This is a genomic window from Streptomyces sp. NPDC060205, assembly GCF_042728395.1.
Classification (GTDB): domain Bacteria; phylum Actinomycetota; class Actinomycetes; order Streptomycetales; family Streptomycetaceae; genus Streptomyces.
This window is the reverse complement of record NZ_JBHWZP010000254.1, coordinates 1-13,967: the sequence shown is the minus strand read 5'-3', so window position 1 is coordinate 13,967 and position 13,967 is coordinate 1. Positions and strand designations below refer to the sequence as shown.

Below are 13,967 nucleotides of genomic sequence, written 5' to 3'. Positions count from 1 at the left end.
GCCCGGCTCCGGAGACGGAGCGGGCCCTTCGGGGTTGGTGCCTGTACGGGACCGCCCGGTCGGCGCGTCAGCGGACCGGCGCGCCCTGCGGCTGCGGCGGTGCGATACCGAGCGCCGACGTGTACTTGGCGAGCGCCAGCTTGCCGATCGCCGGGTACGGGCCCAGCGCCTCGGCGGCGGAACAGTCCGCCTCCTTCGCGGCCTCGTCGAGCAGCCCCGGGTCGAGCTCGGGGCCGATCAGGTACGGGGCGAGCGCCAGCTGCTGGGAACCGGAGTTGCGCAGCTGCTCGGCGGTGGCCGCGATCGAGCCCTCCTCGTCCAGCGCCGCCGCCATCACGGGCACGGCGAGGCGCGCGGCGAGCAGCATGCCGGTGATCCCGGCCGCCTGCACGGCCTCGTCGCCGCCCACGGACGCCAGGATGATGCCGTCCGCGGCGGTCGCCACGGTGAACAGCCTGGCCCGGTCGGCGCGCGCCAGACCCGCCTCGGAAAGGCGCACGTGCAGTGCCTCGGCGAGCAGCGGGTGCGGGCCGAGCACATCCGTCAGGTCGGCCGCGACGCGGCTGTCCATGACGGCCTGGCGGACGCGGCGCAGCAGCGCGTTGTCCGGGCCGGCGAGCAGCGGCACGACCACGGCGACGGGCCCGTCGGGCTCCACCGCGTCCACACCGGCCGCCCGGGCCTGCTCGAAGCGCTGCGCGCGCTCCTCGGAGGCGTGCGCGAGCACCGACTGGAGGGTGGGGAACTCGGCGTCGTCCCCGTCGAGGTACCCGATCCTGGCGTCGAGGCCGGGGAGCTCGGAGCGTGCGATGCTCACGATCTCCTCGGCGAGGCTGCGGGTGGCGGCGCTGGGCGTGCCCGGCACCGCGAGGACGAGCGAGGGCGCGCCCTCGGGAGCCGCCAGCGGTTCCGGCCGGCGGTGCCGACCGGGCTGGCGGGGTCGCGGCATTCGTACTGGCAGGCCGGACGCGGGCCCAGTGGGGGAGCTCATGGCGCCGAATGTTACTGGTTTCCTGGGCTCCCCTGTTCGGGGAGGGTGCAGGTGAGCGGTATCCGTCCGGTTTTGTCTGATGAGTTACGCGCGGAGCGATCTCCCTGGTTATCTGTGGATCACGGAGAGCGATCTTGCGAACGGATGTCCGAGGCTCCCGCGGCATCCGGAATGTCCCGTACGACGAACAGCATGCTGTCGTCGCGCGGCAGCGTGAGTCGGTCGTCGGCCAGCTCGACGGCGATGCCGACGGCCCCGTCGAGCGGGTCACCCGCGGCAGGCACCTCCCGCACGTGCGGCAGCCGCTCCGCCAGCGCGGCCCGCAACGGTACGAGGAGGGGGTCGCCCATCCTGAACAGCCCGCCGGTGAGCGCGAGACGCACCTCGCCCGCCCCCTCGGCGCCCGTGGGCGGCACGTCCGCCTCCGTGGGGCACACCGCGGCGGCCGAGTCGGCGATGTGCCGGGCCGCGGCGGCCAGGACACCGAGCGCGGCCGGGTCGCCGCCGTCGGCACAGGCGGCCACCTCGGGCGCGAAGGCCGCCAGCACGGCCGGGCGGTCCGGGCGCGGATACAGCCGGCCCGGCACCGCCGGTGCGGAGCCGAACACCGCCTCGACGCGGGCCAGGAGCGGCGCCGAGCCACCGGGCCGCCCGTCGTAGGCGCGCAGCGCCGCGTCGAGGCCGGCCTGGCCGATCCAGGCGCCGCTGCCGCTGTCCCCGAGCAGATGGCCCCAGCCGTCCGCCCTGCGCCACGCACGCAGGTCCGTGCCGATCGCGATCATCCCCGTACCGGCGGCGACGACCGCGCCCACCCGCTGCCCCAGCGCGCCCGTGTAGGCCGCGACGGCGTCCGCGACCAGGGCCAGCCGCCGTACGCCGAGTTCGCGGGCCAGCGCGGACGGCAGCTCGGCGCGCAGCGCGTCACCCAAAGTGGTGAGGCCGGCCGCGCCGACGGTGACGGCCCGGAGCGTGCCGACCCCGGCGTCCGCCGTCAACTGCCGTGCCATCGGCAGCAGCTGACCGAGCAGATGCCCGGCGTCGATGCCGCGCGGTCCGGTGCGCACCGGCTCCCCGGACGTCAAAGGAGCCGTGATCCGGCCCCCGTCGACGGCCAGGACGACCCGCAGCCCCGATCCGCCGGAGTCCACCCCCAGGACACCGGACCCGCCGCCCGGCCCGCTGCCGGCACCGGTCACGGCAGCCGCCAGTCCACCGGTTCGCCGCCCTGGCCCTTCAGCAGGTCGTTGGCCCGGCTGAAGGGCCGCGAGCCGAAGAAGCCGCGGTCCGCCGACATCGGCGACGGGTGCGCGGACTCCACCGAGGGCAGGTCGCCGAGCAGGGGCCGGGCGTTGCGGGCGTCGCGCCCCCACAGGATCGACACCAGCGGTCTTCCCCTGGCGGCCAGGGCCCGGATGGCCTGTTCGGTGACCTCCTCCCAGCCCTTGCCGCGGTGGGCGGCCGGTTTGCGCGGGGCCGTGGTGAGCGCCCTGTTGAGCAACAGCACGCCCTGCCGCGTCCAGGGGGTCAGATCGCCGTTCGACGGCGGGGGCAGGCCCAGGTCGGTGCTCAGCTCCCGGTAGATGTTGATGAGGCTGCCGGGCAGCGGTCGCACCTCGGGCGCGACCGAGAACGACAGCCCCACGGCGTGCCCCGGGGTCGGATAGGGGTCCTGGCCGACGATCAGGACCCGGACGTCGTCGAAGGGCTGTTGGAAGGCGCGGAGGACGTTCGGGCCCGCGGGTAGGTAGGTGCGGCCCGCGGCGATCTCTGCGCGCAGGAAGTCCCCCATCTCCGTGATCCGTCCGGCCACCGGTTCGAGGGCTTTGGCCCAGCCGGGTTCGACAATCTCATGCAACGGTCGTGGTGCCACGGCGTCACCCTACTGCCGTGCACGGGCCGTCGATCAACCCGAGGCCGCCGCATGCCGTGCGGTGACATGTGCGGTGCAGGCGGCGGCTGTTGACGCCCTGGCGGACGCCACACCCCGGGCTCCCGTCATCGCCCGCCCACCCACCGGAAATCGCCCGCGCATCGGAAATCGCCAGTGCACCGCAAATCGGCTGTGCACCGGACACCTGGCGTGCACCGGACACCTGCCGTGCGTCGAGGACCGGTCGTGCGTCAAGGACCGGTCGTGCGGCCGGGGACGACCGCACGGTGGAAACCTGCCGCACGGCGGAAACCTGCCGCACGGCGGGGGCCGGCCGTGTGCGGGGGCTCAACCGATCACCGCCGCCCGTACGCAGAGCACGTCCGGCAGGTGCGACGCCAGCTGCTGCCAGGTGTCGCCGTCGTCGGCCGACGCGAACACCTCGCCGTTGCGGTTGCCGAAGTACACCCCCGCCGGGTCCGCGCCGTCCGTGCACAGGGCATCCCGCAGCACCGTGCCGTAGTGGTCCTCCTGCGGCAGCCCCGCCGTCAGCGGCTCCCAGCTCTTGCCGGCGTCCGCCGTGCGGAAGACACGACATCGGCGGTCCGCCGGGACCCGGTCGGAGTCGGCGTTGATCGGGAACACGTAGGCGGTGTCCCCGCGGTGGGGGTGCGCTGCCGCGGCGAAGCCGAACGTGGACGGCAGTCCCTCGCCGATGTCCGTCCAGTGCGCCCCGGCGTCGTCGCTGCGGTACACCCCCCAGTGGTTCTGCAGATAGAGCCGGTCGGCCGTGGCCGCGTCCTGCGCGACCTTGTGGACGCACTGGCCGAACTCCGGGTTCGGATCGGGCAGGAACACCGCCGAGACCCCGGAGTTGGACGGCGCCCAGCTCTCCCCGCCGTCCTCCGTACGGAAGACGCCGGCCGTGGACACGGCGACCGTCAGCGCCCGCGGATCGCGGGCGTCGGTCAGGATCGTGTGCAGACCCTCACCGCCGCCGCCGGGCACCCACCGCGAGCGGGTGGGGTGCTCCCAGAGCGGGCGGACCAGCTCGAAGGACTCGCCGCGGTCCGTCGAGCGGTACAGCGCGGCCGGCTCCGTGCCCGCGTACACCACGTCCGGCTCGGCCGCCGCCGGGTGCAGCTGCCAGACCCGCTCCAGCGAAGCGTCCGTGTCCTGGGGGAACTTGACGGCAGCCTTGGCCGGTTCGGTCCAGGTGCGTCCCAGGTCGTCGGAGTGGAACACCGACGGGCCCCAGTGCGCGCTGTCGCCTCCCACGAGCAGTCTCGGCACGTCACGACGGGTGTCGATCGCGACCGAGTAGACCGCCTGGGCGTTGAAGTACGGACTGTCGTCGAACTCCCACGCGCCGCCGCGCCGCCGCCCGACGAACAGTCCTTTGCGCGTGCCAACCGTGAGCAGTACCTCGGTCATGCCGATCCACCTCCGGACGTCGTTGTCTCAGATGTCGGCCAGTCTGCACCCCACCACTGACAGTCACCCCCGGACGGCATATCGGTGCAGGTCAGGGCGTTTCCCCGGACGAACCACCGCCGTGTCCGCGACGCACCGGAGAGGTGCCGGAGAGGTGCCGGAGAGATGCCGGGGGTGCGCCGGGGACGTGCCGGGGATGTGGGGCACGTCTCGTGAGCAAGCGGGCCGCCGCACCCGTATGGGAGGGGGTCCTGTGTGCGCGTGTGGAGAGGGGCCCCGATGGCGGCTTTGCGTGGTCCGAGGGCGTTGCTGTGGCGATGGTGGCCCAATCCGCTGCGGCGGCGCAGCGACAGGATCGAGGCCTGGACCATGCTCGCCGTCGGGCTGCTGGCCCTGCTCGCCGGAACGCTCGGGGGGCTGTGGGCGACGCGGTCGGTCGAGCTGAATCTCGCGCGGGAGCGTGACGAGTGGCGTCCCGTGACCGCGGTGCTCACCGAGCGCGCGCCGGGTACGGCCGCCGGTTCCGAACAGGTGTGGGCCGAGGTCCGCTGGCCTGCCGCGCACGGCCCCGCCCACCGGGGGCAGACCCGGGTCGCGCCGGGCAGCGCCGCGGGGACCCCGGTCACCGTGTGGACCGACCTCCAGGGCCGTATGGTCACCCGGCCCGCCACGGAGGCCCAGGCGAGCCTGCGGGCGGGGCTGATCGGGATCCTGGTGGGTTCGACCGCGGCGCTCGTGCCCCTCGCGGGCGGGCGGGTGGTTTCGGAGCGCCTGCAGCGACGGCGGCTCGACCAGTGGGACACGGAATGGGAGCGGGTCGGCCCCCAATGGAGGTGGAAGACCGGCTGAGGCGGTTTTGGCTGTCACAGATCCGGACCCTGACCGGTCAGCATGGTGTACGTCCGATTCCGACGTACGAAACCGGAAAGGTCGCAGCATGAAGATCGTAGTGATCGGCGGTACCGGGCTCATCGGGTCGAAGCTGGTGGACACGCTCCGGGCGGACGGCCACGACGTCCTCCCGGCCTCCCCGAACACCGGCGTCAACAGCGTCACCGGCGAAGGACTCGACGAGGCGCTGAAGGGTGCGGAGGTCGTCGTCGACGTGTCCAACTCGCCCTCGTTCGAGGACAGCGCGGTGCTGGAGTTCTTCCGCACGTCCACGGGCAACCTCGTGGCGGCCGAGGCCGCGGCGGGCGTGGGACACCACGTCGCCCTGTCGGTCGTGGGCAGCGACGCGCTGCCCGACTCGGGCTACCTGCGCGCCAAGGTCGCCCAGGAGGAGCTGATCAAGGGGTCCGGGATCGCGTACTCGATCGTGCGTGCCACGCAGTTCTTCGAGTTCGTGAAGGGCATCGCGGCCGGGTCCACCGAGGGCGACACGGTCCGGCTGCCCTCCTCGCTCCTGCAGCCCCTCGCGTCCGACGACGTGGTCGCGGCGGTCGCCCGGGTCGCCGTGGCGGCTCCGCTGAACGGCACCACCGAGGTGGCGGGCCCCGAGGAGCTGCACCTCGACGCATTCGTCCGTACGGGCCTGGCGGCCGAGAAGGACCCGCGCGAGGTTGTCACCGACGAGTCGGTGGGCTACTTCGGCGCGAACCCGCAGGGACGCGAGCTGCTGCCCGGCCCCGGGGCCCATCTCGCCGCGACCCGCTTCGCGGACTGGCTCGACAGCCGCCGCTAGCCCCTCGGTGACCGGCGGTCGGCTGCCGAGGGGCGGTGACCGGCTTCGTCAGACCGAACGGTGGTACTGGTCCGGTACGTGCACGGAGTCCCCGAGTTCGCGGGCCGCGTGCCGGGCCCAGGAGGGGTTGCGCAGCAGTTCCCGGCCGAGCAGCACGGCGTCCGCCTCGCCGTTGGCGAGGATCTTCTCGGCCTGCTCGACCTCGGTGATCAGGCCGACGGCGGCGACGGCCATGGAGGTCTCGTTCTTGATGCGGGCGGCGAAGGGGACCTGGTAGCCCGGGCCGAGCGGGATGCGTACACCGGCCGCGTTGCCGCCCGTGGACACGTCGACCAGGTCGACACCATGGGCGGTCAGCTCGGCGGAGAGACGGACCGTGTCGTCGGCCGTCCAGCCGTTCTCCTCCAGCCAGTCGGTCGCCGAGATCCGGAAGAACAGGGGCTTGTCGTCGGGCCACACCTCGCGCACGGCGTCGACGACCTCCAGGGCGAAGCGCACCCGGTTCTCGAACGAGCCGCCGTACGCGTCCGTGCGCCGGTTGGAGTGCGGGGAGAGGAACTCGCCGATCAGGTAGCCGTGCGCGCCGTGCACCTCGGCGATCTCGAAGCCCGCCTCCAGCGCCCGCCGTGCGGCGTCGGCGAACTGGCCGACGACCTCGCGGATCCCGTCCACCGTCAGCTCGGTGGGCACGGGGTGGTTCTCGTCGAAGGCGAGCGGGCTCGGCGCGAGTGCCTGCCAGCCGTGCGCCTCGGGTCCGACCGGCGCGCCGCCCGTCCAGGGGCGGTCCGTCGAGGCCTTGCGGCCGGCGTGCGCGAGCTGGATCGCCGGGACCGTGCCCTGGGACACCAGGAAGCGCGTGATCCGGCGGAACGCCTCGACCTGGGTGTCGTTCCAGATGCCCAGGTCGTACGGCGAGATCCGGCCCTCGGCGCTGACCGCGGTGGCCTCGACGATGATCAGGCCCGCTCCGCCGGCGGCGCGCGCCCCGTAGTGCTGGAGGTGCCAGTCGTTCGGCGCGCCCACCTCGGGGCCCTCCGGCGCGGCCGAGTACTGGCACATCGGCGGCATCCAGACCCGGTTCGGGACGGTCAGCTCGCGCAGGGTGTAGGGCTCGAAGAGCGCGCTCACGGCGGGACTCCAATCATGGCGGGGCGGGGTTGCCGACTCGTACGATAGGCATCGTAGTACGGTGGATGTCAAACTACGAGAGTTCTCGTACAATGGGGGACTCCGGGGAGACCTCCGGACCCGACGCACTGGAGCCGCCGTGACGACCGCCGCCCCCACCGGCAGCAGCCGCGACCTGCCGCACCCGCAGCGCGCGGAGATCCGGCTGGAGGCCGTGCTGCACGCGCTCTCCGACCCGCTGCGGCTGCAGGTCGTGCGGGAGCTCGCCGCCGACGGCGACGAGCTCTCCTGTTCGCACTTCGATCTGCCCGTCACCAAGTCCACGACCACGCACCACTTCCGGGTGCTGCGCGAGGCCGGGGTGATCCGGCAGATCTACCGGGGCACCGCCAAGATGAACGGGCTGCGCCGCGACGACCTAGACGGCCTCTTCCCGGGACTTCTCGACAGCGTCCTCGCCGCGGCCGCCCGCCAGGCCGTCCGCCTCGGGGGCCGCTGAACCGCCCTGCGCGGGGATCCCGGGCGCCTGCGAACCGTCCGCCTCTGCGCCGCCCACCTCTGAACCACCCGTCTCTGCGCCGCCCACCTCTGAACCACCCTTCGAGGCGCGGTGGTTGAAGAGCAGGTTCAGGGCGATCGCGGTGAGGCAGCCCGCGCTGATGCCGCTGTTCATCACCGTCTGGAACCAGTCGGGGAACTTCTCGTACACCGCCGGAACACCGACCGGCAGCATGCCCACGGCCACCGAGACGGCCACGACCGTCAGATTGTCGTTGCCCTTGAAGTCCACCTGCGCCAGGGTCCGCAGCCCGCTCGCGGCGACCGTCCCGAACATGACCAGACCGGCGCCGCCGAGCACCGGAGCCGGTATCGCGGCGACCACCGCGCCCAGCTTGGGCAGCAGGCCGAGCACGACCAGGATGCCGCCCGCGGCGGCCACGACCCAGCGGCTGCGGACCCGGGTCATGCCGACCAGGCCGACGTTCTGCGCGTACGCCGTGTACGGGAAGGTGTTGAACACACCGCCCAGGACGGTGGACAGGCCGTCCGCGCGCAGCCCGTCGGCGAGGGTGCGCGGCTCGATCCGACGGTCCGTCATCTCGCCCACCGCGATGAAGTCACCGGTCGTCTCGGTCATCGTCACCAGCGCCACGACCAGCATCGACGCGATCGCCGACGCCTCGAAGGCGGGGGCGCCGAAGTGGAACGGCGTGCTGATGCCGAGCCAGTGCGCGTCCCCGACCCCGCCGAAGTCCGTGAAGCCGAACGGGACCGCGACCGCGAGACCCACGGCGATGCCGATCAGCACCGCGATCCGGCTCAGGAACGCCGGCGCGAACCGCTGCACACCGAGCACCACCGCGAGGACGAAGGCGGCCAGCGCCAGGTTCTTCGGCTCGCCGAAGTCCGCGGAACCCGCGCCGCCCGCCGCCCAGTTGCCGGCCACCGGCAGCAGCGAGAGCCCGATGATGAGGATCACCGTGCCCGTGACCAGCGGCGGGAAGAACCGCAGCAGCTTCCCGAAGACCGGGGCGAGCAGCATGATCGCGAGACCGGCGACGATCACCGAGCCGTAGATCGCGGGCAGTCCGCCGCCGCCCGTCCCGATCAGCACCATCGGCGACACGGCCGCGAAGGTGCAGCCCTGCATGATCGGCAGCCGTACCCCGAACCGCCAGAAGCCGACGCACTGGATGAGCGTCGCGATACCGCACACCAGCAGGTCCGCGGTGATCAGGTACGCCATGTCCGCGGGCGACAGCTTCATCGCGCTGCCGACGATCAGGGGGACGGCGACGGCGCCGGCGTACATCGCGAGGACGTGCTGGAGGGCGAACGCGGCGAGTTTGTGGACGGGTGGGATCTCGTCCACGGGGTGCACTTGCCGTGCGGGCTCGGGGGTGGGGGTTGCCATGGGCATGACTCCTGGAGTGGCGGGGAGGGGGCTGTCCGTGACCGTACGGGGGTTAAACAGAATGTTGATTTCAGGGGTGTTGCCGGTTGGTGTCCTGCCCGGAGGGGCCGGTTGCAACCTGCGGGTTGTACGTGGCTGGTCGCGCAGTTCCCCGCGCCCCTAAAGGGGCCGCGCCGCATCCATCAGCGCCTGCCAGTCGGGGAGTTTGACCACGCTCCTGCCCAGGGATGCGCCCAGGGCCGCTTCCGCGCGTTCTATCGACTGCCAGCCCGACCAGTCGACCGGGTGCAGGCCCTCGGACCGCAGGGCGGCCAGCGGGTCGGGCGGGACCTCGCGGCGCACGAGGGCGGGGGCGTCCTCCAGGAGCGAGGTCACCGTCTCCTTCGCGCAGGGACGGTTGGTGCCGATGACGCCCGTCGGGCCGCGCTTGATCCAGCCGGCCACGTACTCACCGGGCGAGACCGAGCCCGCCCGCAGGACCCGGCCCGCGAGATGCGGGACGGTACCGCGGTCCGCGTCGAACGGCAGGCCCTCCAGCGCAACCCCGCGGTAGCCGACCGAGCGCAGGACCAACTGGGCCTCGATGTCCTCGTACCGCCCCGTGCCCGTCACGCCGCCCGGGCCGTCAGGGACGGTCCGTTCGAAGCGGACCGCGCCCACGCGCCCGCTGCCGTCCGGGAGCAGTTCCACCGGCCGCAGGAAGAAGCGGAGCCGGATCCGCCGGGAGCCGGCGGCCCGCGGGCGCGCGGCCCACCCGCGCAGCACCTCGACGTTGCGCCGCTGCGCGGCGGGCAGGGCGGACGGGTCCCGGTACGCCGGATCCGGCGCCAACTCCGCCGGATCCACGACGACCTCGGTGTCCGGCAGGCCGCCCAGCTCCCGCAGTTCCTTGGTGGTGAAGCGGGCCTGCGAGGGGCCGCGCCGCCCCACCATCTGGATCTCCCGCACCCGACTCGCGGACAGCGCGTCGAGCGCCGCCTGGGGCATGTCGGTCGGGCTCAGTTCCGCGGCGCCGCGGGCCAGGATCCGGGTCACGTCCACCGCCACGTTCCCCACGCCGACGACGACCGCCGCCCGCGCGCCCGCCACGAAACCGCCGGCTCCGAACCCGTCGGACACGACGTCCGGGTGCGCGCTGTACCAGGACACGAAGTCGGTCGCCGACCAGCTGCCCGGCAGCTCCTCGCCCGGCACGCCCAGACGCCGGTCGGTGGCGGCGCCCACGCAGTACACGACCGCGTGGTACAGCTCCCGGAGCCGGGCGGCAGGCAGCCCGTCCGGGCCGATCCGGACTCCGCCGAGGAACCGCACCCGCTCGTGCTCCAGGACCGCACGCAGGGTGCCCTGCAACGACTTGATCTTCTCGTGGTCGGGCGCCACGCCGTAGCGCACCAGGCCGTACGGGCACGGCAGCCGGTCCAGCACGTCCACCCGGATCCCGGGCACCCGCTCCTGCTGGACGAGACCCTGCGCGGCGTACACCCCACTCGGCCCCGAACCGACGACGGCGACCTGCAGCACGGCACAACCCCTTCCCCGAGGAGAACGAGAAGCTCGCTGGCGCATCCAGCATCGCATCGCACCGCGCGCCGGGGGAGGGGCGAGGAAGGGCCGGGACGCAACCGGGGCGCGGCCGGGGCGGCCGGGACGGGGCGCTGCGCCGACCGTGTGCCGCGCGGACCACGCGCGCGTGCCTGGCCGCAATGAATGTGATCATGCGGTTACGTTGCGTATGTGCTGGAAACATCCTTTCTTAATCTTTCTGATCGTGATGAGCCGGACGGGGCGGTGTCCGTACGGCGCGCCTGGGAAGTGCGGGAGAACGACACCGCCACGACGTGGTGCGATGTCCGGCTCAGTTTCGCCGACGGAGCCGGTGTCGACCTGCTCGCGGCGGTGTGCGAGGGGGACGTCGCCGTCGAGGACGTACGGGCCCGGCCCGCGCTCTCCCTCGACGACCTGGCCGTGCTCGCCGACTGGATCGAGGGCCCGCTCCTTGAGGCGTGCGGGGGCGCGCCCGTCGTGGCGGGCGCCGCCGGTGGTGACGGGAGCCCCGACAAGCGGCACGCGCGCCCCGCGCTGCCGCGCGGTGCCGAGAGCCGCCGCCTGGTCGCCGGGGAGTATCTGGCGGCCCAGCGGGCGGGGCGGGATCCGGTGCTCGCGGTGATGTCCGTGACGGGGTACAGCCGGCGGCGGTCGCTCCGGTTGATCGCGGGGGCGCGGGATGCGGGGCTTTTGGCGCCGCGGCATGTTCGGCGGTGACGCCGGCTGATTCCGGCGGCGTCCGGAGAGGGGCGGTCGCCTGTTGCCCGGGTGCGGGTGCGGGTGCGGGTGCGTCGTGGCTGGGCGCGCAGTTCCCCGCGCCCCTTGAGGGCGCCCCTGCGGGGCGTTCCCCGCAGGGGCGTTTCCCGCGGGGGCGTTTCCCGTAGGAGGACGTGAAGCAGATGCGTTACATCTCGCGCATCCTGCTGATCTCGCTCGTCTGCTGGGCGATCACGTCGTCGGCCATTTCGCCTATCTGGATGTTGTTGCCCTGGGAGAGGACGTCCGTGGCCATGGTGATCGCCCCGCTGTGGTGGGTGATCATCAGCTTCAGGAAGAGCTCGTCGAACGCCTTGCCCTTCGCCGCGCGCAGCGTCTTGAGCTGCGCGTCGGTCGCCATGCCCGGCATCACGTCGTGGTGATGCTCCCCGGAACCCTTGTCGCTCTTCTTGTCGCCGCCGTGGTTCTTGAGCCAGGCCCGCATCGTGTCGACCTCCGGCCCCTGTGAGGCGGCGATCCGCTCGGCGAGGCGCTTCACCGGTGTCGACGAGGCCTGCTTCGGGGCGAGTTCGGTCATCTCGATGGCCTGGTTGTGATGCTCGATCATCATCCGGGCGTAGTCGAAGTCCGCGGAGTTGGGGGTGTCGTCGTCGGAGCGCTGCTTCGCGGCGTCCTCGGCGGAGAGCGTCTCGGCGGCCTCGCCCGGTTTGCCCGGCGCTATCACCGAAGGGCCCGTGCCCGGCGCGGACTTGGCGTCGTCGTCGGAGCCCGTGCAGCCGCCCAGAGCGAGGACGGCAACCGTCACGGACGCCGTGATCAGACGGCGATACGTACGGCGGGACGTACGGCGAGCGAGCACAGTGACCTCCTGTGGCACATGAATCGACCTACACCTGACGAGTGCGGACACCTTGTGAGTGTCGATGACCGTCCTAGCACGCTTCCGCACGCCAATGATCAAAAACATTCATTACGAATACGTTGCCACCTGTTGATCTGTGCATGCTGAAGACGATACTTCGGAGGTACCTGAACCGTTCGACTGCGAACGGCTACTAGGGAGGACGCAGTGACCCTGTTGAACAATCACCGAACGCGGCGCAGACGTCTGGGAGTTGCCGCCACCGCGGCCGGCCTGCTGGCCGCCCTGCTCACGGCAGGACCCGCGGTCGCGACCCCCGACCCCGGGGACGCTCCGGTGACTTCGGAGAAGGTCTCCAAGAGCGAGGCGGCCGAGGCCCGAGCGGCGATCGCGAGCGGCGAGATACCCGGGCAGGACGAGATCGTCCACTCGGACAACATCCAGCACCTCACGAACATCCCCAAGGACGCCCTGCCCGGCACCAACTCGGACCTCGCCTTCCAGGGCAAGTACGCGTTCGCCGGCAACTACGACGGCTTCCGCATCTTCGACATCAGCAACCCGAAGGCCCCGAAGACGGTCTCCCAGGTGCTCTGCCCGGGCTCGCAGAACGACATCACCGTCTCCGGCGACCTGCTCTTCCTGTCCACGGACTCCTCGCGCAGCGACAACTCCTGCAGCAGCACCACGCAGCCCGCGACCGAGAAGTCCTCCTGGGAGGGCATGAAGGTCTTCGACATCAGCGACAAGAAGAACCCGAAGTACGTCGCCGCCGTCGAGACCGCCTGCGGCTCCCACACCCACACGCTGGTGCCGGAGCGCAAGAACGTCTACATCTACGTGTCCTCGTACTCGCCGAGCGCCACGTTCCCCGACTGCCAGCCGCCGCACGACGGCATCTCGATCATCAAGGTGCCGCGCAAGGCGCCCGAGAAGGCCGCGGTCGTCAACTTCCCCGTGCTGTTCCCCGGTGAGGGCCCGGACGGCGGCGGCAACCCCGGTGGTCCCACCAACCCGGGTGTCTCCAAGACCACCGGCTGCCACGACATCACCGTGCTGCCCTCCAAGGACCTCGCCGCGGGCGCCTGCATGGGTGACGGCATCCTGTTCTCCATCAAGGACCCGGAGAACCCGAAGATCATCGACCAGGTCCAGGACAACGTGAACTTCGCGTTCTGGCACTCGGCGAGCTTCAACCAGAAGGCCAACAAGGTCGTCTTCACCGACGAGCTGGGCGGCGGCGGTGCGGCCACCTGCAACGAGACCGTGGGCCCGAACCGCGGCGCGGACGGCATCTACGACATCGTCGGCAAGGGTGACAAGCGCAAGCTCGTCTTCAAGAGCTACTTCAAGATCCCGCGCCACCAGGCCGACACCGAGAACTGCGTCGCCCACAACGGCTCGCTGATCCCGGTCAAGGGCAAGGACATCATGGTCCAGGCCTGGTACCAGGGCGGCATCTCCGTCTGGGACTTCACGAACTCCTCGAAGCCCAAGGAGATCGCCTTCTTCGAGCGCGGTCCGCTGAGCACCACGACCATGGTCACCGGCGGCTCCTGGTCCGCGTACTACTACAACGGCTACATCTACTCGAACGACATCGCCAAGGGCTTCGACGTTCTGAAGATCAACGACCGTCGTACGGACCCGGCGAAGAAGAACCGGCTGGACGAGCTGAACGTCCAGACGCAGCCGGACTACTTCGACTGACCGGCCGCGTCCGTCTCCTGGTTCGCCGTGCCACCGTGACCGCCGCCTGCCGGCTCGCGGCTCCCGGGAGCGAAGAACCGTGAGAGGTCCTCGTGGTACGTCCCGCCGGGC

Annotated in this window: 13 protein-coding genes; 5 read left to right on the top strand and 8 right to left on the bottom strand. The window is 72.0% G+C overall.

Annotated features, from left to right (window positions below; all coding sequences use genetic code 11):
- Positions 1–67 precede the first annotated feature (67 nt).
- The 4 genes from ACFWGJ_RS32700 to ACFWGJ_RS32685 all read right to left on the bottom strand — a co-directional run bounded on the left by ACFWGJ_RS32700 (position 68) and on the right by ACFWGJ_RS32685 (position 4,295).
- Positions 68–991 carry a sirohydrochlorin chelatase gene (locus tag ACFWGJ_RS32700; RefSeq protein ID WP_387331898.1) on the bottom strand — a complete coding sequence of 308 codons (924 nt, stop codon included), beginning with the start codon at positions 989–991 and terminating at the stop codon, positions 68–70.
- Between the two features lie 119 nt (positions 992–1,110).
- Entirely contained in the window at positions 1,111–2,187 is a 1,077-nt protein-coding gene (locus ACFWGJ_RS32695) for an N-acetylglucosamine kinase (protein WP_387331896.1), read from the bottom strand.
- On the bottom strand, positions 2,184–2,861 hold the full coding sequence (locus ACFWGJ_RS32690) for a uracil-DNA glycosylase (RefSeq protein ID WP_387331894.1): 678 nt from the start codon (positions 2,859–2,861) through the stop codon (positions 2,184–2,186). Before ACFWGJ_RS32690 ends, ACFWGJ_RS32695 begins: the two co-directional genes overlap by 4 nt.
- Positions 2,862–3,209: 348 nt before the next feature.
- Positions 3,210–4,295, bottom strand: coding sequence for a WD40/YVTN/BNR-like repeat-containing protein (locus ACFWGJ_RS32685; RefSeq protein ID WP_387331893.1), 1,086 nt, complete (start codon positions 4,293–4,295; stop codon positions 3,210–3,212).
- Positions 4,296–4,574: 279 nt separating this feature from the next.
- Between ACFWGJ_RS32685 and ACFWGJ_RS32680 the strand changes: the two genes are divergently transcribed.
- Together ACFWGJ_RS32680 and ACFWGJ_RS32675 are read left to right on the top strand one after the other, a co-directional pair.
- A complete protein-coding gene (locus tag ACFWGJ_RS32680) occupies positions 4,575–5,144 on the top strand; it encodes a hypothetical protein (RefSeq protein WP_387331891.1) in 570 nt (189 codons plus the stop codon).
- A gap of 88 nt (positions 5,145–5,232) precedes the next feature.
- Entirely contained in the window at positions 5,233–5,979 is a 747-nt protein-coding gene (locus ACFWGJ_RS32675) for an SDR family oxidoreductase (RefSeq protein ID WP_387331889.1), read from the top strand.
- 48 nt (positions 5,980–6,027) lie between these two features.
- On the opposite strand, the gene ACFWGJ_RS32670 is transcribed toward ACFWGJ_RS32675, so the two are convergent.
- The gene (locus ACFWGJ_RS32670) at positions 6,028–7,107 is read right to left on the bottom strand and encodes an NADH:flavin oxidoreductase/NADH oxidase (protein ID WP_387331887.1); all 1,080 of its coding nucleotides are present in this window, start codon (positions 7,105–7,107) and stop codon (positions 6,028–6,030) included.
- A 139-nt stretch (positions 7,108–7,246) separates the two neighbouring features.
- On the opposite strand from ACFWGJ_RS32670, the gene ACFWGJ_RS32665 reads away from it, so the two are divergent.
- On the top strand, positions 7,247–7,606 hold the full coding sequence (locus ACFWGJ_RS32665) for an ArsR/SmtB family transcription factor (protein WP_387331885.1): 360 nt from the start codon (positions 7,247–7,249) through the stop codon (positions 7,604–7,606).
- Here ACFWGJ_RS32665 and ACFWGJ_RS32660 read toward each other — a convergent pair.
- Together ACFWGJ_RS32660 and ACFWGJ_RS32655 are read right to left on the bottom strand one after the other, a co-directional pair.
- A complete protein-coding gene (locus tag ACFWGJ_RS32660; protein WP_387331883.1) occupies positions 7,526–9,022 on the bottom strand; it encodes a nucleobase:cation symporter-2 family protein in 1,497 nt (498 codons plus the stop codon). The two genes, ACFWGJ_RS32665 and ACFWGJ_RS32660, sit on opposite strands and share 81 nt — an antisense overlap.
- Positions 9,023–9,181: 159 nt before the next feature.
- The gene (locus ACFWGJ_RS32655; protein WP_387331881.1) at positions 9,182–10,543 is read right to left on the bottom strand and encodes an FAD-dependent oxidoreductase; all 1,362 of its coding nucleotides are present in this window, start codon (positions 10,541–10,543) and stop codon (positions 9,182–9,184) included.
- 267 nt (positions 10,544–10,810) lie between these two features.
- Here ACFWGJ_RS32655 and ACFWGJ_RS32650 point away from each other — a divergent pair, with 267 nt between their 5' ends.
- The gene (locus ACFWGJ_RS32650) at positions 10,811–11,284 is read left to right on the top strand and encodes a DUF6214 family protein (RefSeq protein ID WP_387331879.1); all 474 of its coding nucleotides are present in this window, start codon (positions 10,811–10,813) and stop codon (positions 11,282–11,284) included.
- Between the two features lie 187 nt (positions 11,285–11,471).
- Here ACFWGJ_RS32650 and ACFWGJ_RS32645 read toward each other — a convergent pair whose 3' ends face one another.
- A complete protein-coding gene (locus tag ACFWGJ_RS32645) occupies positions 11,472–12,143 on the bottom strand; it encodes a DUF305 domain-containing protein (protein ID WP_387331877.1) in 672 nt (223 codons plus the stop codon).
- Between the two features lie 210 nt (positions 12,144–12,353).
- Here ACFWGJ_RS32645 and ACFWGJ_RS32640 point away from each other — a divergent pair, with 210 nt between their 5' ends.
- On the top strand, positions 12,354–13,856 hold the full coding sequence (locus tag ACFWGJ_RS32640) for an LVIVD repeat-containing protein (RefSeq protein WP_387331875.1): 1,503 nt from the start codon (positions 12,354–12,356) through the stop codon (positions 13,854–13,856).
- Positions 13,857–13,967: the final 111 nt, after the last annotated feature.